We start from the raw sequence: 21,151 nt of genomic DNA, 5'->3' as shown, positions 1-21,151 counted from the left end.
GTCGCGCCGGCCGTCAGCGTCGGAGCGGGGATCGCCGCCGAGCACCGGGCCGGCGATCGGTGCGGGTGTCATCGCGCTGATCGCGACGCCGCGGCGGAGGACACCGTGGACGTCCGGGACCGGTGCGCCACCCGAGGTTCCCGGCGGGGACGGCATCGGCCGGCCGGGGAGACCCGAACCGACCAGCCCAGGCGGTCATCCTCGTCCGCGCCGCCGCCGTCGCCGCGCGGGGTCCTGCCCGGGCACGGCGGCGGCCAGCTCCGACGTGTGACCGGGGCGACCGCGCGCCTCCGGCCACCCAGGTCCCGGCCCTGGCTGGCGCTGGGAGGACCCCGTGGGGAGGTGCTCGATGACCCGCGCTGATACCGACGGAACGCGCGTCCAACCGGCCCCGCCCTCGGGTTCCGAACCGGACGGGCGGGGCGTCGCACGGCTGTTGCGCCCCCACCTCGGAGGTTTCGCGGCCGTCGCCGTCCTGCGTGCCGTCGGGGACGTGGCCGGTCTGGTGCCGCTGCTGGCGGTCGTGGAGCTGGGTCGCGTCCTGCTGTCTCCCGGCCCCGCCGATCCCGGCCACCTGCGGCTCGTCGTGCTCGTGGGCGCGGTCGGCCTGTTCGTCCGGCTGGTGTTCACGGCCATGTCCTCCGGGATCGGGCACGTGCTCGACGACCAGGTCCAGCTGTCGTTCCGCCGCCGGTTGGCGGCGTGGTTGGGGCGGGTACCGCTCGGGTGGTTGGCGCGGCGCCGGACTGGCGAGCTGGCGAAGGTGGTGGGTGAGGACGTCAGCGCGGTGCACCCGGCCATCGCGCACACACCCGGCGAGCTCGCCTCCGCGTTCGTCGTGCCGCTGGTGTCGCTGGTCTACCTGGTCACCATCGACTGGCGGCTCACGTTGATCACCTTGCTGCCGGTGGTACTGGCGCTGGCGGTGGTCCCCCTGATGATGACGCCGACCCGGCTGCGGGAGCAGGCGGAGTTCGACGGGGCGATGGGGCGGCTGTCGAATTCGGTCGTCGAGTTCGTCCAGGGCATCGCGGTGGTCCGGACGTTCGGAGGGGCCGGTGGCGCCCACCGCCGGTTCGTCTCGTCCGTCGACGACTTCGTCGGGACGTTCGGGCGGTGGGTGCGCGGGATGTCCCGGCCCGCCGCGGGCATGGGGCTGGCACTGTCCCCGCCCTTCGTGTTGCTGGTCGTGCTGACGGGCGGTGCCGTCCTGATCGCGGACGGCAGCCTGGCCCCGGCCGACCTGCTGCCCTTCACACTACTGGGCCTGGGCCTGACCGCTCCGGTGGCGGCCCTCGGCCACGGACTGGACGACCTGCGGGCCGCCGGTCGGGCGGTCGGGCGCATCCGGGACGTGCTCGCCGTGGAACCGCTCCCGGAGCCCGCCGACCCGCTCGTTCCCCCCGGGCACCGGGTGGAGTTCCACGACGTCCGGTTCGGCTACGAAGCCGACCACGAGGTGCTGCGCGGAGTCGACCTGGCACTCGAGCCAGGAACGGTCACCGCGCTCGTGGGACCGTCGGGGAGCGGGAAGTCCACGCTGGTCCAGCTGTTGCCGAGGTTCCACGACCCCGGTCACGGCCGCATCACCCTCGGCGGTGTCGACCTGCGCGACATCGATGGCCGGGAGCTCCACCGACGGATCTCCTTCGTCTTCCAGGACGTCCGGCTGCTGCGCGCGTCGGTCGCGGACAACATCGCGTTGGCGGTGCCGCACGCGCACCGTGACGACGTGGTGCGCGCCGCCCAGCTGGCGAACATCCACGACCGAGTGCTGCGCCTGCCCAGGGGGTACGACACGGTGCTGGGCGAGGAGACCGAGCTGTCGGGCGGTGAGGCGCAGCGGATCTCGATCGCCCGGGCGCTGCTCGCCGACACTCCCGTCCTGGTGCTCGACGAGGCCACGGCGTTCGCCGACCCCGCGACCACCCTGGCGGTTCGCCGGACCCTGGAAGCGGTCGCGAAGGACCGGACCGTGCTGGTCATCGCACACCGCCTGGAGACGGTGGAGGGCGCGGACGCCGTGGTTCTGCTGGAGGACGGGGTGATCGTCGAACGTGGCCGCCCTGCCGAGCTGCTCGCCAGGAACGGGCGGTTCGCCGAGTTCTGGCGATTCCACCGGTCGGCGACGGGCGAAGGAGACGAGTTCCGGTGATACGACTGCTGCTGCGGGTGTTGGGCCAGGAGTACGCCCGGCCGGTGCGGCGCACCGTCGCCCTGATGACGGCCGCCGCGATCGCGGAAGGGCTGTCCTACGCGTTGGTGCTGCCCGTGTTGCGGGCGTTGCTCGGGGGCCAACCCGCCGAGGCCTGGCCGTGGCTGGGCGCGTTCGGCGCGGCGGTCGCCGCGCACGGCGTGCTGCGCTACCGGGCCGACCTGGCGGGGTTCCGCGCTGGAACCCTGCTGCTCGACGGCATGTACCGGCGGTTCGGGGGCCACCTGGCCCGCCTGCCCGTCGGCTGGTTCGACGCGGCCCGGGTCGGGGAGGTCTCCGTCCTGGCCGGTCCGGGCATCTTCTCCGCGATGGGCGTTACCGCGCACCTGTTGTCGCCGTTCATCTCCGCCTGGGTCACCCCGCTGACGGTCATCGTCGTGATGCTGTCCGTTCACTGGCAACTGGGGCTGGCCGCGGTGGTCGCCGCGCCGGTCGTCGTGGCGATCCACCGCTGGGCCGGTCGGGCGTTGACCGCCGCCGACGCGGACCGCGCCAGCCGCGACCACGAAGCCACCAGCCGGGTGATCGAGTACCTCCAGGCCCAGCCGGTGCTGCGCGCCGGGGGCCGCACCGCCGACCGGTTCCAACTGCTCGACGACGCGCTGCGCGCTGTCCGGCGGGCGTCCCGACGGACCACCCTGTCGGTGTTGCCGGCCACGATCGGTCTTTCCCTCACCGTGCAGGCGTTGTTCACCGGGCTGTTGGCGCTCAGCGTCCACCTCGTGCTCGGCGGCGGCACCGGTGTGGCCGAGGTGCTGACCATCCTGGTGTTGGCCGCCCGTTGCGTGGACCCGCTGCTGTCGCTCGCGGAGTCCGGGGGCAAACTCCGGGCCGCCCGATCCGAGTTGGCCAGGTTGGACACGGTGCTGCGCACCGAGCCGCTCCCGGAACCTCGGGAACCGGTGGAACCCGAACGTCACGACCTGGAGTTCACGTCCGTCTCCTTCCGGTACGGCGACCGGGACGTGCTCGACGACCTGTCGCTGTCGGTGCCGGAGGGGCGGAGGATCGCCGTCGTCGGGCCCTCGGGCGCGGGCAAGAGCACGCTGCTCCGGTTGATCGCGCGGTTCCACGACGTGCGGGCGGGTTCGGTGCGGGTCGGGGGTGTGGATGTGCGTGCGATGAGCACCGAGGTGCTGCTCTCGCGGATCGCCCTCGTCTCCCAGGACGTCCACCTCGTCGACGGCACGATCGAGGAGAACGTCCGGCTGGGCCGTCCGGGTGCCCGGGACGCCGAGGTGCGGGAGGCGGCGGCCGCCGCGCGACTGGACGAGGTGGTCGAACGCCTGCCTGACGGGTGGGCGACACGGGTGGGGGAGGGTGGCGCCCGGCTCTCCGGCGGTGAACGCCAGCGGGTCGCGATCGCGCGCGCGTTGGTGAGGGACGCGCCGATCGTGCTGTTGGACGAGGTGACCTCGGCCCTGGACCCGGTGAACGAGGCCGCCGTGCACGAGGGGATCGAGCGGTTGGTGGTCGGCCGGACGGTGATCATGGTGGCCCACCGACCGCGCACGGTGTGGCGTGCCGACCGGGTGGTCCTCCTCGACGGCGGTCGGGTGGTGGCGGAGGGCGATCACGACGAGCTGTTGCGCCGAGGAGGCCGCTACGCGCAGTTCTGGGGTGCGGTCAGGAGCCCCGTTCCGGGCGGGTGAACCACGGAGTCCACGCTGCCGCGCCGTCGAGCGCATACGGGAGGATCAGCCGGGGGCCGGTCAGCGGGGCCGCCGAGGACAGCAGTTCCCGCGAGGATGCCCACCCGCACCAGAGTGGGCGCTCAGCCATCGGTTCGAGCTGGGTGACCACTCCCCCTCTCCGTCGAGGGGGTTGGCTGGAGGTCGTGGGCGTCGCTCCGATTCTCGTCACCGGTGCCACCGGCAGGACCGACCGCCGGGTGGAACGCCCTGCTGGGGGATGCTGGTGTGCCGGTGCCGGTGCCGGTGCCGGTGCCGGTGCCGGCCGGCCGCCCGTTCCCGGTCCCGTGCGCTTCGACTGGTGGGACCAGGGCACCTGGGACCCGGTGCTGACCGGGGCGGCTGCGGTCTACCTCGTCCCGTGGGACGGCGCCGCGCTGACGCGGGAGTTCGTGGAGCGGGGCCGGCGCGCTCGGTGTCCGGCGCGTCGTCCTGCTGTCCGGGAGTGGGTGGACGTCCCGGGGCACCTCAGCGACGGGAACGGCGAGGGCGACACCCACGTCCACGGGGAGCGCGGCCTGGGACAGCGGTCTGGAGTGGACGACCCCGCGGCCCCGGCTGGTTCACGCACCGTGGACCACCGTCGCGCCAGTTCCGAACACCCACCCCCGCTGCCAGCCCCGCTCCTGGGAGGTCGGATCGCCCCGGAGGACGGTCGGCGGCGCCTGTGCCCTGTTCCGGTCCGGGCGGTCGCCGTCGCCGGGTCGGTGGCGACGGCGGTGGCGGCGGCGCACGACTGCGAGCTGGGCACCGTCCGACGACCTCGGGCGGGGACGGGGTGTCACCGGGTCGAATCGGCCGTGGTCCCGGTGGGGAACTCCTCGGCGCCGATGACCTGGAGCAGTTCCAGCCGTCTGCGGGTGTCGGCGTCAGCCGGGGTGAGGACGAGCAGGAGTTGCTCCTGGTCCGGGGTGACCAGGGTTTCGCAGTCCATCACCAGGCGGCCGACCCGGGGGTGGAGCAGGGTCTTGCGGTCGGCGCGCCGGACGGCCACGGCATGTTCCGCCCAGCGCCGGCGGAAGTCCTCACTCGCCGCCCGCAACCGGTGGACGAGCCCGGTGACCACGGGGTCACCGGTCCGCCGGCCGGCGGTCGCGCGGAGGTCGGCCACGAGCTGGCGGGCCTGGTGCTCCCGTTCCTCGGGCGGGTACTGGTCGCGCGTACCGGGGTCGGTGAACCAGCGGTGGACGAGGTAGCGCCGGTCACCGGTGAAGCCGGTGAGGTCCCCGTGCAGGTGCACCGAGGCGCGGTTCTGGGCCAGCACCTCCCCCAGGTCGGAGGCGACCAGTGCCGCGGTCTCCCCCACCAGGTCGAGCATGCGCACCAGCCCGGCCCTGGCCAGCCGCGCCACCTCCTCCGCCGGAGGGGGGCGGTGGCCGGCCAGGTGGAACAGGTAGGCCCGTTCGTCGTTGGACAGCCGCAACGCCCGGGACAGCGCCCCCAGGAGCTGGACCGAGGGTTGGCTGCTGCGGCCCTGCTCCAGGCGCACGACGTAGTCCACCGACATGCCGGCGAGCAGGGCGACCTCCTCCCGCCGCAGGCCGCTGGTCCGCCGGCGGCCGCCCTCGACGATGCCCACCTCGGCGGGGCGGATCGCCGCCCGGCGGCGGCGCAGGAAGTCGGCCAGTTCCTCGCGGTCCATGGGTCCATGCTGCCCCGAGCCGCCTCCCCCATCCAGGGAGCGCCACTCCCACGATCGACGCTCCTCTCCCCTCCGCCCGGACCGGCCCGCAGGCTGGGGAGAACGACGACTTAGGAGATCGTGATGCGGACACGAACGCTGGGCACCACCGGCCCCACCGTCTCAGCCATGGGGCTGGGCGCGATGGGCCTGTCAGGTGCCTACGGGGCCACCGACCGGTCGGAGGCCATCGCCACCGTGCGCGCCGCCCTGGAGGCGGGTACCACGCTGATCGACACCGGTGACTTCTACGCGATGGGGCACAACGAACTGCTCCTCGCCGAGGCCCTGCGCGGCCGGGACCGGGACGGCTACCAGCTCAGCGTGAAGTTCGGGGGGTTGAGCGGCCCCGGCATGTCGTTCACCGGTGTGGACTGCCGGCCCGAGTCCGTGAAGAACTTCCTGGCCTACTCCTTGACGCGGCTGGGCACCGAGTACGTCGACATCTACCGCCCCGCCCGCCTCGACCCCACCGTCCCGATCGAGGAGACGGTGGGCGCGATCAAGGACATGGTCGACGCCGGGTACGTGCGGCACATCGGGCTCTCGGAGGTCGACGCGGCCACGATCCGCCGGGCACACGCGGTCCACCCGATCGCCGACCTGCAGATCGAGTACTCACTGGTCTCCCGCGCGGTCGAGGCGGAGGTGCTGCCGACGTTGCGTGAGCTCGGCATCGGGATGACGCCCTACGGGGTGTTGAGCCGAGGGCTGCTCTCGGGGCACTGGGCGGCCGCGCCGGTCACCGCACCCGGTGACATGCGGGCACTCCTCCCCCGGTTCTCGGCGGAACACGTGGAGCACAACCTCGCCCTCGCCGAGGCGCTCCGCCGGGTCGCCGAGGCCAAGGGCCGCACCGTCGCGCAACTGGCCATCGCCTGGGTGGCGGCCCAGGGCTCGGACATCGTGCCGCTCGTCGGTGCCCGTACCCGCGGGCGGCTGGGCGAGGCGCTGCCCGCCTTCGACATCGATCTCACCCCGGAGGACCTCGCCGCGATCGAGGAGGCCGTGCCACCGGGAGCCGCCCGAGGGGACCGGTACCCGACCCCGATGATGTCCGGCCTCGGCGTCGGCAACTGAACTCCGAGGACCGCACGTCGTGGCCGTGGGCGGGACCGCCTCCCGTGGGTGGTGTCCCGAACGCCGGACGCGCCACCCGGTGAGTCGCGACCGGCTCCTCCTCCGTCCGGCCGTGAGTGGCGGAGCTCCGCCGCTCACGGCCGGTCCGACCCGGTCCGTGGGGCGGTCACGCACCACGCGGTGTCGGCGAAGCCTCGTGGCCTCACCGGAGTACGCCTCCGCCCGAGGGATGTGGCCGGAACTTCTGGTCCTGGTCCTCGTCCGGACCCGGGGCTCGCACGCTCGGGACGCTCGGGACGCTCGGGACGCTCGGGACGCTCGGACACGGGAAAGGTCCTCGACGGTGAACGCCAGTCGGCCGCCTGTCCCGATGAACGCCCGAGGAACGGCGCGTCGAACCGTGGGGCGTCCCGGGGGAGAACACCTTCGCCCCCGGGGCCGAGCGCGGCGCACCAGGACAGGACCACATTCGTCGAACCGGATTACCTCACCGGTGATGCCGTACCAACTGATTCCGCATTCCGCGATTCCCCGTTCCGCGAAGGCGGCGGAACCGACCATGTGCTGAAACGCCATCGCCGCTTTTCCGACAACCGGACAGCGCGGGCACCGAGGCGGGCTCGGTGACGCGGGTCGGCCAGGGGCCCGTCGCGGTAGGCGTCCTGGGTCCCGCCCCCCGAGGAGGGGAATCGACAGCGTGGCAGGCGGTGTTCGCTCCCGTCCAGGCTGTCGGGACCACCGTTCGTCGGCCACGCGGCCGGTGCCCTTCCCGTCCGGCCCCGAGGGTGCCCGGCCTGTCCGGCGCGGCGGACCACCCCCTGCTCCTCCCCTGGAATCAGGGGCATTCGACCGCCAACTGAGCGGAATCCCGGTCCGCTAGGATGGACGCGCTCCAATCGCGCCCAGCCCGATTTGACGCCGGATTTCCAGGAATTGACCGCCACGACCCCTTTGGTGGCCAGATGACCCACGAGCGCAGCGAGAATTCCGCACCGCCGGTGGTCGGAGGGCGATTACCCGCGTTGGAGGTTCGGGGCCTGCGAAAGGCGTTCGGGGACGTCGACGCCGTGACGCGGGTGGACCTGACGGTGCCGAGTGGCTCCTTCTTCGGTCTGGTCGGCCCCAACGGAGCGGGCAAGACCACCTCCCTGTCCATGGCGGTCGGGCTCCTGCGCCCCGACGCCGGGACGGCACGGGTGTTCGGCGTCGATGTCTGGGCCGACCCGGTGCGTGCCAAGGCGATGCTCGGCGTGTTACCGGACGGCCTGGCGATGCCCGAGCGACTGACCGGTCGGGAGTTGCTCACCTACCTGGGACTGCTGCACGGCCTCGAGGCCGGCGCGGTCGCCGAGCGCGCCGACGAGCTGCTGACGGTGATGGAGCTGGACGGCGCCGAGCGGACGCTGGTCGGCAACTACTCCGCCGGCATGCGCAAGAAGATCGGCCTGGCCACCGCACTGCTGCACGGTCCCCGCCTGCTGGTCCTGGACGAACCGTTCGAGGCCGTGGACCCGGTCTCGTCGATGACGATCAAATCGATCCTCCAGCAGTTCGTCAGCCGGGGCGGCTCCGTGGTGGTCTCCAGCCACTCCATGCTGCTCGTCGAGATGCTCTGCGACCAGGTGGCGGTGATCGCCTCGGGCAGAACGGTCGCCGAGGGCACCCTCGACGAGGTGCGCGGCGGCGCCAGCCTCGAGGACACCTTCGTCCGCCTCGTCGGCGCGTCGACCCCGGGCGAGAAGGGGCTCTCGTGGTTGGGGTCCTGATCCGGATGAAGCTCGCGATGCTCCGGAACTCGATGACCGGAGGGCACGCGGCGGAGATGGCCCTGGGGGCCGTGCTCGGCGTGCTGACCGCGGCGGGCACGATCGTCGTGGCGGTGAACGACGCGGCCATCTCGGCCGACGTGCTCGCGGTGGTGTTCGCCGGGTGGACGCTCGGGTGGGTCCTCGGCCCGCTGTTCGCCGGCGGTGAGAGGAACGACCTGCGCCCCGAGCACCTCACCCGCGTCCCGATGTCGTCGCGGACGATGGCCAACGGCCTGTTCGGCATGTCGTTGTTCGGTATCGGACCGGCGGTCACGCTGCTCGCGTTCCTCGCCCTCGTCGTGTTCGCCGTCCGGCTCGGAATCGGGCCGACGCTGGTCGCGTTGGTGGCCGTGCCCGCGACGCTCGCGACGCTGGTGCTCCTCTCCCGGATCACGATCGCGCTGGTCGGCGAGACGATGCGCTCCCGGGTCGGCGCCGCGTTGGTCGCCGTGCCGTGGGCGGTGATCGTGGCGTGCGCCTCGAACATCGGCGTCCTGCTGGTCGTGCTCGGCCAGTCAGAGATGCTGCGCGGGGACTGGCCGGCCTGGTTGCCGATCACCCTGCGGGTGCTGCCCTCCGGCTGGGGAGTCGCGGCCGTCGAGGCCGCGGGACGTTCCGACTGGCTGGTGGCCGGCGGACTGCTCGTCGCACTCGTCGCACTCGTCCTCGGCCTGCTGGCGTTGTGGTCGAGGCTGCTGCACCGCCGGGTGACGGGCGCGCTCGGCACGCCGGCGGTTCGCCCGAAGGTGTCCTCCCGGACCCTGGTCGGCCGGTTGCCGTCGACCAGGCTCGGCGCCGTCATCGGCAAGGAGCTGCGGACGTGGCCCCGGGACATGCTGCGCACGTACTTCTGGTTCTTCGCCCTGTGGTTCGCCATCACGTACTCCGCGCTGCCACTGTTGGCGGGCGTCACGGCCTACCTGCCCTGGGCCGGTGTCGCGCTGGTGATCATCGCCGCCGCGTCGTCGGCGAACCTGTACAGCGCCGACGGCAGCGCGCTGTGGCTGACGCTGATGAACCCGGGCGTCGAGCGGGTGGACGTGCGGGGGCGCCAGCTGGCGTGGCTGCTGGTCACCGTGCCGGTCGCCCTGGCGCTGACCGTGATCGGGATCCTGGTCGACGGGCAGGGCTGGCTGTGGCCGTGGGCGCTCGGCTTCCTCGCCAGCTCCATCGGGACCGGCGCCGGGCTGTTGGCGCTGCTGTCGGTCATGGTGCCCATCCGGATGCCCGACGCCCACCGCCGCAGCGCGAACCCCGCCACCGACAGCGGCAACATCACCGGGCTGGTCTGGATCATGATCGGCGCCTCGGTCGCGGCCGCCCTGCCGGTCGCCGGCGTCGTGCTCCTGGGGACGTTGCGCGACGACCCGCTGCTGCGGTGGTCGGGTGTGCCTCTCGGCCTGCTCATCGGCGGGTTGGCCCTGTGGCTGTTCGGGCGGCTGGCCTACCGCAGGCTCGAGACGAACGGCCCCGAGCTGCTGGAGAAACTGCGGGGCGGGAACCCGAACCTCCGCGCGAAGCCGGGGGAGCCCACGGTCGTCCTGGTCGAGCCGCCGGGCGCGAACGGGATGCGCGTCACGATCGGGCTGTGCCTCGGCGCCGGGTGGATACCGATGGCCTCCGGCGTCATCTCGTTGATCCTGATCGTCGGGGGCGACGCGTCGCGGACCCTGTGGACGTTCGCGACGCGCCTGCCCGAGCCGCTGCCCGTTCCGGTCGCCATCCTGCTGGTCGGGCTGAGCGTGCTCGTCTACGCGACCGGCGCCCGCACCCTGCTGAGACTGCGCAGGCTGCGGCGGGAACCGGCGACGACATCGGCGGCCGCCGTGGCCGCCTGACCCGGACCCGGCCCCTCACCCAGCAGCCGGTAAGCCAGTTCTCGACCGGGCCCTCCGTCGCCGCGCGTTCCCACTGGTCCTCGTGACGTCCTCGCCCGGAGCGGCGACATCCTCGCCGCGCGGTTCGAGGAGGCGCGCCGGTCCCGCTCGTCCGGCGGCACGCCGAGCGGCACGGTCCGGAGGAACAGGTCGGGGCCGGTCAGGGGCAGGTCCTCCAGCGGAGCCGCGGCGATCTGATCAACCCACCGCCACTGCCCACGCCAGGATCGCCGCGCCTCGCGGAGGCGGGCCCGTCCGCCGGGGTCCGGCGGCCGTCCCGGGGCCACCGCTGAGGGGCGACCGCCCCGGGGGCGGGGCGAGGTGCACCGCCGGGTTCCGAGCGGGAGCCGGGCCGGCCCCGGCGCCACTCGGCCGGACGGCCAACCCCCACGCGGAGGGGTCAGTTGAGCAGGCCACGCTCCCGCAGGTCGTCGAACACGGCGCGGCCAGCCTCGGACAGCCGATCCCGGTCCGCCGAGGTCAACCAGGCCAGTTCCTCGATCTCGGCGCGGGGTTCCGGGGTGCCCCGGTGCTCCGCGCGATAGCAGGCCATCCGGACGAGCACGCCCTCGGCCTTCCCGTCGGCACTGGCCTCGACGGTGGCCACGTGTTCCGCCGAGTCAGCCAGCACCTCGACGCCGAGTTCCTCGTCGACCTCCCGCACGAGGGTCTGGACATCGGTCTCCCCGGGGTCCCGCTTGCCGCCCGGCAGGTAGAACAGCTCCTTGCCACGGGACCGGGCGCACAGCACCGCTCCGTCCACGATCTCCAGCCACGCCACCTTGTCGATGACCACCAGCCCACTCCTCCTCGCCTCCGGCGCCGTCACCGACGGCGCTGCCCCAGCATCCCCGGCGCCGTGGTGGCCGCCGCACGGTGGTCCCGGATTCGGGGGCGGGCGGTGCGGCACCCGGCCGTGGTGCTGGTCCGATGGACGGGTCGGGGGTCAGGGGTTCCGGAAGGCCAGCAGGGGGACGAGTTGTTCCTCGGCGGTCAGCGAGCCGTGTTGTCCGACGAAGCCGCTGAGCCGCGACTCGGCCCGTGACCGCGTCAGCCCCAGGGTTCCGCGCGCGGCGACGACGAGGTCCCCGATGCGGGGGCGGAGATGGTCGGCGACGACGGGACCGAACCAGTCGGCCTCGACGGCCTGGTCCCGACGCACGATCCACGCCCGGTCGCCGAGCCGTTCCCGCCACGCGGCCAGCACGTCGGCGGTGGCGCCCGGTTCAGTGTGGAGGTGGCGCACCCGCGCCTCGCCCCCGATCATGCGGACGCCCTCCCGCAACGGTGCCTCGGTGTCGAGGTCCACGCGGTCGTCCTCGCCGATCGAGACCATTCCGTGGTCGGCCGTGACCACCAGCATGCCGTCGGCGGGGAGCCGCCCGGCGACGGCGGCGGCGAGCTGGTCGACGTGCGCGAGCTGGTGGCGCCAGGGATCGCTGCCCGGCCCGTGGAGGTGACCGAGGGCGTCGAGGTCACCGTGGTAGGCGTAGCAGAGCACCCGGCCCCCCGCCTGGAGCGCCGCCACCGCACCGCTCGTCAGGTCGCCGAGGGCGTGGGTGCCGTGGAAGCGCCCGCCGCGCAGGACCGCGCGGGTCAGCCCGCTGCCGTCCTGGTCGCGGTGCGCGACCATGTGCACCGCGACGCCGGCCTCCTCCGCGCGTTCCCACACCGTCCGACGGGGCTGGAACTCCTCGGGGACGACCTGGGAGCGGAGGTCCACCGGGCGGCCGTCGCCATGCCGGTGCCAGCCCAACGCGTTGAGGACGAGGTCGTCCCGACCCACGGCGAGGGAGTACCCCACGATTCCGTGCTCCCCTGGTGGCACGCCGGTTCCGATGGTGGCGATGCTGGTGGCCGTGGTCGCGGGGAAGCCTGCGGCCAACGGGGCGCGACCGGTGGTCAGGGAGGTCAGGAACGGCGCTTCGGTGGGGTGGGCGCGCAGGAGTTCCCAGCCCAGTCCGTCGACGAGCAGGAGGCAGATCTTCGTAGCCTCGGGCAGTCCGAGGTCGTTCGAGGTCCCGGGGAGGCCCAGTCCGGCCAGCAGCGACGGGACGACGTCGGCGAGTGAACCAGCTCGATACCCGGGTACCAGGGGTTCCATGCGACCGACCCTAGTGCCCCTGTCACGGGGCGGGGCGGTCCTCGTTGGCGGGGATGTCCCTCCGCTCTTCCGCCCGCGCGTCGGGCTGGCTGCCGAGGCCCGGTCCTCGGGCTGGCCCGGGGGACCGGGTGACCGGGCTGCCCCGTCAGCCTGCCCGGACGAGCACCGCCCCACCGTTGACGTTGGCGGCGCGGATGTCGCGGGGGCTGGTCGGGTCGTTCGGCAGCTCGACGTCCGCGCGGTCGTGCTCACTGGTCGCGTTGATCGCGTAGGTCTCGTCCGGGGGCAGCGTCACGGTCACCGACGAGTGGCGGGACACGGCGTCCACGGTGTCGGGCGCGGAGGTGAAGCCCAGGCGGACGCTGCCGTTCTCGCTGTGGACGCGCACCGCCGGGGAGCGCAGGCGGGTCCCGGTGATCGCGCCGGCGACACCGGTGACGTCGACCTCGCCCGCGACGTGGGCGAGGTCGACGGTGCCGTTGGTGTTGTGGATCTCCAGGTCGTTCGGGATGTCGGTCGCGCCGATGTGCCCGGCTTCCGCGCGCAGGGTGAGCGTCGTGTCCGGGGGCACGGCGACCTCGAAACTCGCGCCGCAGCCCGGGCTGAACCCCTCGCACCGGGCGTGGAGGATCAGGTCCTCGCCCTCGAGTGCCCAGGTGGCGTTGCCGTCCTCGGCCGCCATGCCGGTTAGCGTCCTGCGCACGGTGACGGTGCCGTCGGAGCCCGGGACGACGCGGAGGTCGAAGTTGCCGGTGTCGATGGTGAGCCGGGGGCCCTCCAGGGGGAAGTCGCGTTCGTCGGAGCGCGGGGGCGTGTCGGTGCCGCAGGCGGCCAGGAGAAGGCTCGATACCACCAGGGCGATCGTGGGCCGGGTCCGGGAACTCCTGGTGGTGCTGGTCATCGGTGGTCGTCATCCTTGTCGTCGGCGGCCTCGGCCGCGTGGGGCGGTGGTCTTGCGGTGCGCGTGGGACACGGCTTCCTCGCCGCGTGCGGGGGTGGACGTCCACCAGCCGGTTCCGTGGCGCCTTGGTGGGCGGACGGCGCCGTCCGAGGCGGGCGCGGTTGATCGCCGGCGCCGGAGGGCGGGCGTCGGGGCGCGGGTGTCCGTCGCCGTCGAGCCAACCAGATCGGGTGCGGGAGGTCAGGGGTGCCAGCTGCCGTTCTCGGGTGGAGCCAGCTGTACGGCTGGAAGGGTGATGGCACTCCGTCCCACGGACCACTCCGGCCTCCCACGGGGAGTTCGACCGGCCTCGGCTCGTGGGGAGTGGCTGTCGGCGGTGGTCACGCCGCCCCGGTGGTCACGTCGCCGGGCGGCTCGCCCGGCGGTGCGCACCGGGTCGCGTGGGTCGGAGGTAGCCCGCTCACCATGCCTCGGGGTGCCGTCGATCCCGACCTCGGCCCGCCGGGTCCTCCCTTCCACCCGGCCGGGCCAGAGGATCCGGCCGACCACCCCTGCCTGATGTGGAGCCCGGGCGGTGCCCTGTGCTGGGGACCGGTGCGGGCACGTGCCCTGCCGTCGCGGGCCGGCGGGTCGGCTGCGGGTGGACGACTCGCCCGAACGGCCGCTCCGGGTCGCGCGGGTGTGCCGGGTTGCGGGGCGACTCGGCCCGGACCGCGACGTCGCGCTCGCGGTGCCCGTCGGTCGCCTCGCCCTCACCGCAGGCGCAGCCGCGCCAGGTGGTGGAACTCGCCCGCCCAGACGTCCTCCAGGGTCCAGGGTGTGCCCGTGGTGAGGGTCCGCAGGTCGTCCGGAGCGAGGAAGACGTAGTCGAACCACTCGGAGGCGAGGTCGGCGTAGCGCACCCGGAGCCGCCACTGGCCGGGCAGCCGCCCGTGCCGGAGGTTCTCCTCCTGGTAGGCGAGTTCGGCGGGAGAGGACAGTCGTGCGGGGTCGAAGCTCGTCCCCAGGATGACCGCCCCAGGGTTGGCCACCCTCGCCAGCTCCGTGAGCAGCGTCGGTGCCCGGTCCCGGCTTTCGAGGAGCCCCAGGCCGTTCCCGGTCAGGATGATCGAATCGAAGCCCCCGGTCAGGTGGCCGAGGTCGGAGAGCCGTCCGACCACGGCGTCCAGGCCGCGCTCGGCGCAGACCTGGACCGCCCCGGCCGAGGCGTCGACACCCAGGACGCGATACCCCCGGTCACGGAGGACGGACAGCACCCGGCCAGCGCCGCAGCCGACGTCCAGCACCGAGCCGCGCACGGCCCGCACCAGTTCCCGGTCGACGTCCTGCCACGCGTCCAGGGGATCGAAGTAGGCGGCCGCCGGCGAGCGGTACCACTGCCCGTCGTCCCGTTCCAGCAGCTCCGTGACCTCCCCGGCGGCGCCGCCCTCGTACCAGCAGTCGCGGACCATGGCGCCGAAGGCGTCACCCACCACGGGGTCAGCCTGTGGTTCTCGTGGCACGCACGACCTCCTCGGATGGGCCCTGGGCGAGTGCTTCGGTGATGCCGACCTGCCAGTCCCGGGGCATCCGGGCCCGGTTCCAGTGGAAGACGACGAGGAAGGCGGCCGCCTCCCGAGGTCCGACGAGGGCACCGGGACGCTCGAGGTGCTCCGCTCGCCAGGCCGCGCACACCCGGCGCACCGCGTCCCGGAAACGGGTGAGGTCCTCGCCGACCTGGGGCCAGGAACGCGGGGAGTTCAGGAAGTCGGAAGCGTTCCACACCTGGTTGATCCTGGCCGACGTCCTCGCCCAGCCGGCCGGTTCCTCCGAGCCGAACGTCCGGCCCGCCTGCCACCGCAACCTGTCCCACACGTCACGGTCCTCGAACTCGGTGATGCCCAGCTCGGCGAGCAGTGTCCGGATCATCGACAGCGAGACGCGCCACAGGGGGCCTGGTGGCTCCTCGTGGCGGAGGTGCCCCAGCCAGAACAACGAGTCGGCGGTGAAGACGCCGTGCACCCACGGCATCGCGGCCGGTCCGCCGAACAGGTGCTGCTCCGGTTCGTACACCGCGTGCCGCAGGCCGCTGATCAGGCCGGTCCGCTCCCAACCGCGCCACACCTCCTCCAGCTTCCCGGCCGTCGCCGCGTGGTGCGCCGGGGGCACGTGGAAGCGCACCCGGATGCCCTGCGCCTTGTGCACGAAGTAGAAGTGCGTGAGGAGCCCCTCGTCCAGGAGCTCGCGCACCAGCGTGTGGAGCTCCCCGTACAGCTCGTGCCGGGGGCGGGACGGTGGGTGCAGGCGGTACTCGAGCCACGTGTGGTGTTCGTCGTGCGCCCGCAGTGCCGGCAACCCGGCTCCGAGGAAGGCGTCGAGCGCGGGGAGGTCGGCGGAGGTGAAGGGAACCGAGCGGGGCGGGGTGTCGTCGAGCTGGGCGGCGAGGGCCCGCAGGAAGTCGGGAAGCGTCCACGTCCTGCCGCCGACGCGCACGGCGTGCCCCGATGGGTGTCCCGTGCCCTCGGCGGACCGGGCCTCCGGGGAACCGTGGGTGTCCATCACATCACCGCCAGGGCGCTGGGCCAGGGCAGTGCCCGCCCTGGCGCGGCGTAGTCGTCCAGGGCGAGGGCGAGGCCCGCCGCGCCGCCGAGGAACCCGGCGGGCTCCCGCCCGGGCCCGATGTGGTCGTGCCCGACGGCGAAGGTCGGTAGCCGATCGCCGTCGACGGCGCGAAGGATGCGTTCGACGACCCGGTCCCTGCACTGGCGGACGAGCTGCCCGTCCGGTCCGTCGGTGAAGTAGCCGAGCAGGTGCAGCGCACCCGCCCAGCCGTGGCACAGGGACCAGTGGTCGATGCGCCAGGCGTCGAGGGGAATCCGGACGACCGAGGCCACGGATTCCTGGGCCAGCAGCAGCCAGTCCTGCCGGCCCAGGGCCCGCCCGGCGAGCTGCACGGCTCGGGAGACCCCCGGGGCGCCGTAGCACCACGAGACCCGGCCACGCGCCGCGTCGGAGCGTCCGGCGTCGAACTCCTCCAGTGAGACGACGTCCGGCCAGTACGGCCCGTACCGGTCGGCTCGCTGGAAGGTGCCCAGCAGGGTGACCAGGGCGCTCATGGCCTCGGCCTGGCCGGGGACGACGACGCCGTCGGCGTGCGCGGTCGCCAGCACGGCCAGCGGGCCGGCGATGCCGTGGGCCAGCCCCAGGTTGAGGTGACCGTACCTGCGCAGGGACTCCTCCATCTCGGGGCGCCAGTTGGGGGGCACCGTCGACCAGTAGCGCGGGACGTGGCGACCGGCGTGCTCGACGGGGTCGACCATCGAGACGAGTGAGATCAGGAGTTCCTCGATCTCCGGGGCGGTGCCCCCGCCGCGCAGCAGCAGGTACCGGGCGAAGCCCGTCAGGCCGTCGAGGACGTCGAACCGCGCCATGGTGTCGAGCGGTGTCGTCCGCACCAGGTGGCGGAGCCGGCGAACCCGTTCGATCACCAGGGCGTCGATCGTCGCCAGGGACGTTGCGTAGCCCCCGCCGGCCCGCCGTGCGAGGTCCAGTGCGAAGCCCAGGCCGGCGACCTCGTAGTGCAGCCCGTGGGCCAGGTCCTGGCGGCCGGCCAGGCCCGCGCTGGCCATGCCCAGGTAGCGGTGGGCGACCAGCCGCTCCGCCGGATCCCTCGACACGCGGTCGCTGAACAGGACGGAGATGCCGGCGTAGCCGCTGGCCAGCGACAGGGTCTGCCAGGGTTCCCTGCTTCCGTCCTCGGCTTCCACCTCCAGGTTCCGCGCGTCCCGCAGCACGTCCGCGATGCGCTCCGCGAGCGCGGACGCCTGGGGGGCGAGTCGAGGGGCGGGCGGGGAGTGCGAGGAGGTCACGGTGTGCGTCATCCCGCGTCCCTTCCCTCGGCGGACGTCCGGGTCCGCGCGCGGTGCCGGAGCTGGCCTCGGCGGGCCCGGGCGGCGTGGCCCAGGAGGCGCACGCTCGCCCCCTCCGTCGCCGGGTCGATGCCGTACAGGCGGTTGTGGTGCATGTGCAGCAGGCTTCCCACCGCCATGTCCTGCCAGCCGCGTCCGTCCTCGTTCCCGATGCCGGGCAGGAGGATCTCCCCCAGCCGCCGCACGGCCGCGCCGCTGGTGTGGAGGGCCCAGTGGCGGTCGGGGGGCAGCGAGCCGGTGATGAGGGCCCGGGCCCGGTCGGGGTCCAGCAGTCGGAGAGCGGCCTCGATCTCCCGCCGGGGTGGTGCCGCCCCCTCCGGAGTGGGCAGCGCGTCCACCCAGTCGAGCCAGTCCCAGCTGCCCAGTGCGGTGAGCAGGTGGACGTACCCGGCCAGCAGTAGGTGGCTCCTGTCCGGGGTCTCCCCCTTCTGCCCGTGGGCGGCCAGCAGGCCGGTGGCCAGGACGCTGTCCGCCCAGAACCACTCCTCGGCGGCGCGCAGCCCGGCCGCGCCCCCGTACCGGGCGGCCTCCGGCTCGTACGAGCGGATCCTGAGGTCCCTGATCAGGCCGGATTCCCGCGACTCCGCGCCGAAGCGCAGGAGCCGGGCCCACACCTCGGGGGCGAGCGTGTCGTCCGGGCCGTGCAGGCGGAGCCTGATGTGGTCCCACGTCTCTCGGTACCGCATGAAGAACCAGCGGTCGAGGTGGTTCTCGACGTCGGCGACCAGCCGGGGGAGGTGCCGGGTGATCAGCTCCTCGTGCACCTCGGGGACCGCCTGGATCTCGACGAACGCCCATTCCCCGCCCGGGTGGTGGGTGACGCGGTCCTCGGTGTTGGCCAGCCGTCGCGGGTCCAGGTCCGGGTGGGGGTCTCGGGTGTCCGGCTGAGCGAGGCGCCGCAGGGAGACGACCACCTCGTTGTTGTGGCCGCCCAGCAGTCCGTTGCCGTCCGCCGCCTCCCTCGGGGGCTCGGTGACGGTCAGCTCGCCTCTCGTGATCTCCCGCCGCAGGATCTCCCGTTGGAAGGGGCTGGACAGGTCGAGCTCGTAGACCTGGTCCCGCCGGCCGATGTGGACGCGGTCGGGGATCCGCAGGTCGTCCCGCCACCGGGTGACCGCCTCGGTCCACCCGGTGGCGCGTGCCGCGCCGTGCCGCATCCGGGTGCTCGGCCGCCAGGTCAGGGGGGAGACGACGACCCGGCCGAGCCGGACGCGGGGCAGGCACGGCAACGTCGAGAAGGGACCCCAGTCCCACGGTTGCCAGACCCTGCCCTCGCCGCAGAAGGGGAGTTCGGCCAGGAGTCGGGCCAGGTTGGGGGCGGTGGTGCTCAGGCTCACGACGTGGGGAACCACGGGGTGGACCTCCTGGCCCGTCCGCTCCCAGTGCAGGCGCAGCTGGTCGCCGTCGGCGGCCACGACGAGTTCGCGCCAGTCGATGACGCCCTCGGCGGCGGGGTCGACGAAGGTGCCGACGGGAATCGTGTGGGGCAGCAGGTCGGGGACGTGCATCACGTTCAGCGCCCGGGGCAGCACCGGGAGGAACACGACCTGCGCGGGCAACCCGCCGTCGGGGTCGCTCATCAGCCGGCCCAGGTCGGCCGCCGTGCCGGTCGCCCCGGCGAAGCGGCCGTTCATCGCCCCCGCCGTGTAGGAACCGATGGCGGGGGCCAGGTGCAGGGTGAAGTCCCCGGCGGCGAGCCGCTCCTCGTCCGGGGCCAGGACCTGGAAGCAGTTCTCCAGGGACCGTGGCGGTGGGACGTCGTCGTCCACGGTCAGGCGGCGGACGTCGTCGTCGGAGAGGACGAGTTCCCTGGTGGCGTCGTTCAGCCCCCGGTGCAGGAACTCGCCCAGGACCTCGCGGCGCTCGGTGTCCCGCTCGTTCGCGGGTCGCTTCCCGGTGGGGAGCGTGGTGCTCGTGCGCGGGTAGAGGTAGCCGGTCGGGTAACCCAGGCCTCGGTGCGGGTCGACCAGCTCCGTGAGCCGGACGGCGCCGTGCTGCCCGTAGCGGTCCGTGAACGCCTTCCGGTACCCCCGCATGTGCGCGAAGGCGTCGCTCGGCGCCGACATGGACCACAGCGCGGAGGCGCAGCGTTCGACCTCGTCGAGAACGGGTGCGGGCAGGCGCAGGGCGCTGTCCCGGTACAGGTCGACGTGCGGGGCCGCCGAGCGGGAGGGTGTCACGCCGGTGACAGTGTCGAGCAGGGATCGCCACGTGTCACCGCCCTGCCCGGGAGCCGTGGCGCGGTAGTCGGACAGTGCCTCGCGCACGACGCGGATGTCGTGCCGGGCCCGTGTCCCGGCGGGCAGCAGGTCCTCCAGGGTGGCCAGGTGGTCGTCGTCCAACCTGGTCGTGGAGAACTCGGTGAGCAGGACCTCGTGTGCGACGAGGGTGGCGAGGAAGGCGTCCAGCCGGTCCTGGCCGAGGCGGGGGAACTCCCGGGCCATCTCGCCCAGGAGGGAGGAGTAGGACCGGGGGCGGTCGGTGTTCCGCCGGACCCAGGACAACACCGGGGTCAACCGCATGGTCAACTCCCTCGGCAGCTCCTCCGTGCTGCCCAGCTTCTCCGTGCCCTCGGCCCGGACCGGGACGTGGGGCAGGACGAGCCTGTCACCCCGCTGGACGCAGAGGTTGTTGAGCACGACCTGGAGGGACGCGCGGACCTCGGGATCGGCGCGCCAGGTGGCCGAGGCCGCGTCGAACCACCGCGCGTCGGGGCGTGCGGTCTTCGTCGGAGCGGAGGAGTGGGAGCCGGCCCGGTCCGTCGCCGGGCCTCCCAGGACCGAGACGCTCGCGAGGAGCCCGAACGGGGTGGGCCGCCCCGTGATGCGGCGCGCGTACCGGGTCATGGCGACCGCCACCCGCACCAACTTCTTCCGGCTCACCGAACCGCCGTCCAGAATTCTGTCAACTTCCTCCGAAAGGTGACCGCTGGAGACGGCCACGGCCTCCCGAAGGACGTCGTTGGCGGCCAGCTCGGTGATGTATTCGACCAGGTCCGCATCCGTGCTCGCCGCGACGTCGACAAGGCTCGCGATGGTTTTGTCGAACGTACCACCAGGGAGGGATGCGGCACGGAGGAAAATCGGGCCAGCGGCCTCGAACCAGCGATCTCGTGTCATGGAGGGCAACCTTCTCGGAGAAGATCGGGCTGCCACCGGACAAGTCCGGTGGCAGCCGGATTCTGACCTTCCTAGGAAATTCCTACCGCTCCCGTCGTCAGCAACAGGGCGGGTTGCAGCCGTTCGTCAGGTTGCAGGACGTTCCGGACGTGCCCGTCGTCTCGCAGGTCACGAACGTGAACATCTCGGGGCGGAACGTCGCGTCAGCACCTCCGGTCACCTCGAGCTGGATGTCGAGATCCAGATCCGCGAGGCCGGGTTCCGCTTCGGTCTCCATGGCGGCGGTCGCTGTGGTCACGTTGCCTCCTTGATATCCGGACGGTCGAAAAACCGTCGGCGGCGGGGAAGGACCGCGCACGCGAGAAGGATCCGAACAGCACACGAGCAACCACCGGAACCGGGCGGGTCGAACGCCGGCCGGAGGATTTCTCCACCGGACCGGGAGGACGCACCGCACGTACGTGATATTCCCACACCATCGGCTTGATTCCCTGCCGGACATTAACAGCCCCCTTTGAAGCCGTAAAGGGCACTCGGGATCACGGAATCCGTTTCCGCGTCCGGGTTTAGTTCTCCTTAACCACGACTTGAGCGCGGCGGGACGAGTCGGTACACGCGATTCACCGGCCGAGATGTCGGTGGCGGCCCACCGGGATCCCGCTCGCGGGAGCGAGGGATCCGGGAGTGCCCGACTCGCCCGGCGAGCACGCGGGAGGTGGGCTCGCGTACCGCCTCCGGGGTTCCCTCGGCTCGGGTCGGAGGTAGCG

General features: G+C 73.1%; 14 protein-coding genes. 5 read left to right on the top strand and 9 right to left on the bottom strand.

What is annotated here, in order from left to right; genetic code table 11:
• Window positions 1-349 precede the first annotated feature (349 nt).
• Both ACOJVX_RS10550 and ACOJVX_RS10545 read left to right on the top strand, forming a co-directional pair.
• Window positions 350-2,155, top strand: a complete 1,806-nt coding sequence (locus ACOJVX_RS10550; protein ID WP_422647474.1) for an ABC transporter ATP-binding protein — start codon at window positions 350-352, stop codon at window positions 2,153-2,155.
• On the top strand, window positions 2,152-3,867 hold the full coding sequence (locus ACOJVX_RS10545) for an ABC transporter ATP-binding protein (protein WP_422647473.1): 1,716 nt from the start codon (window positions 2,152-2,154) through the stop codon (window positions 3,865-3,867). Before ACOJVX_RS10550 ends, ACOJVX_RS10545 begins: the two co-directional genes overlap by 4 nt.
• A gap of 820 nt (window positions 3,868-4,687) precedes the next feature.
• On the opposite strand, the gene ACOJVX_RS10540 is transcribed toward ACOJVX_RS10545, so the two are convergent.
• A complete protein-coding gene (locus tag ACOJVX_RS10540; RefSeq protein WP_026420404.1) occupies window positions 4,688-5,548 on the bottom strand; it encodes a helix-turn-helix domain-containing protein in 861 nt (286 codons plus the stop codon).
• 123 nt (window positions 5,549-5,671) lie between these two features.
• Between ACOJVX_RS10540 and ACOJVX_RS10535 the strand changes: the two genes are divergently transcribed.
• The 3 genes from ACOJVX_RS10535 (at window position 5,672) to ACOJVX_RS10525 (ending at window position 10,313) form a co-directional block, all read left to right on the top strand.
• On the top strand, window positions 5,672-6,667 hold the full coding sequence (locus tag ACOJVX_RS10535) for an aldo/keto reductase (protein ID WP_026420405.1): 996 nt from the start codon (window positions 5,672-5,674) through the stop codon (window positions 6,665-6,667).
• A gap of 962 nt (window positions 6,668-7,629) precedes the next feature.
• Complete coding sequence (locus ACOJVX_RS10530; RefSeq protein ID WP_051314331.1) at window positions 7,630-8,433, top strand: ABC transporter ATP-binding protein; 804 nt, start codon at window positions 7,630-7,632, stop codon at window positions 8,431-8,433.
• Window positions 8,418-10,313 carry a hypothetical protein gene (locus ACOJVX_RS10525; RefSeq protein ID WP_422647472.1) on the top strand — a complete coding sequence of 632 codons (1,896 nt, stop codon included), beginning with the start codon at window positions 8,418-8,420 and terminating at the stop codon, window positions 10,311-10,313. The genes ACOJVX_RS10530 and ACOJVX_RS10525 overlap by 16 nt, the downstream gene beginning before the upstream one ends.
• 439 nt (window positions 10,314-10,752) lie before the next feature.
• Here the strand turns inward: ACOJVX_RS10525 and ACOJVX_RS10520 are convergent, their stop codons facing one another.
• The 8 genes from ACOJVX_RS10520 to ACOJVX_RS10485 all read right to left on the bottom strand — a co-directional run bounded on the left by ACOJVX_RS10520 (window position 10,753) and on the right by ACOJVX_RS10485 (window position 20,682).
• Entirely contained in the window at window positions 10,753-11,148 is a 396-nt protein-coding gene (locus ACOJVX_RS10520) for an NUDIX hydrolase (RefSeq protein ID WP_103056836.1), read from the bottom strand.
• A 150-nt stretch (window positions 11,149-11,298) separates the two neighbouring features.
• Window positions 11,299-12,456 (bottom strand): alkaline phosphatase family protein, encoded by a 1,158-nt coding sequence (locus ACOJVX_RS10515; protein WP_418154397.1) that lies wholly within the window; start codon window positions 12,454-12,456, stop codon window positions 11,299-11,301.
• Window positions 12,457-12,601: 145 nt separating this feature from the next.
• Entirely contained in the window at window positions 12,602-13,357 is a 756-nt protein-coding gene (locus ACOJVX_RS10510; RefSeq protein WP_418154398.1) for a hypothetical protein, read from the bottom strand.
• Window positions 13,358-14,109: 752 nt separating this feature from the next.
• Window positions 14,110-14,859, bottom strand: coding sequence for a class I SAM-dependent methyltransferase (locus ACOJVX_RS10505; RefSeq protein ID WP_418154399.1), 750 nt, complete (start codon window positions 14,857-14,859; stop codon window positions 14,110-14,112).
• On the bottom strand, window positions 14,837-15,895 hold the full coding sequence (locus ACOJVX_RS10500) for a thiopeptide-type bacteriocin biosynthesis protein (protein WP_422647471.1): 1,059 nt from the start codon (window positions 15,893-15,895) through the stop codon (window positions 14,837-14,839). Before ACOJVX_RS10500 ends, ACOJVX_RS10505 begins: the two co-directional genes overlap by 23 nt.
• Complete coding sequence (locus tag ACOJVX_RS10495; RefSeq protein ID WP_422647470.1) at window positions 15,895-17,217, bottom strand: lanthionine synthetase C family protein; 1,323 nt, start codon at window positions 17,215-17,217, stop codon at window positions 15,895-15,897. The genes ACOJVX_RS10500 and ACOJVX_RS10495 overlap by 1 nt, the downstream gene beginning before the upstream one ends.
• On the bottom strand, window positions 17,214-20,384 hold the full coding sequence (locus tag ACOJVX_RS10490) for a lantibiotic dehydratase (protein WP_422647469.1): 3,171 nt from the start codon (window positions 20,382-20,384) through the stop codon (window positions 17,214-17,216). Before ACOJVX_RS10490 ends, ACOJVX_RS10495 begins: the two co-directional genes overlap by 4 nt.
• 97 nt (window positions 20,385-20,481) lie before the next feature.
• Window positions 20,482-20,682, bottom strand: a complete 201-nt coding sequence (locus ACOJVX_RS10485; protein WP_026420412.1) for a hypothetical protein — start codon at window positions 20,680-20,682, stop codon at window positions 20,482-20,484.
• Window positions 20,683-21,151: the final 469 nt, after the last annotated feature.

It is taken from the genome of Actinoalloteichus caeruleus, assembly GCF_049311605.1.
GTDB lineage: Bacteria > Actinomycetota > Actinomycetes > Mycobacteriales > Pseudonocardiaceae > Actinoalloteichus_B > Actinoalloteichus_B caeruleus.
Note: the sequence above shows the minus strand (reverse complement) of the source record. Positions and strands in the feature narration are given on the sequence as shown.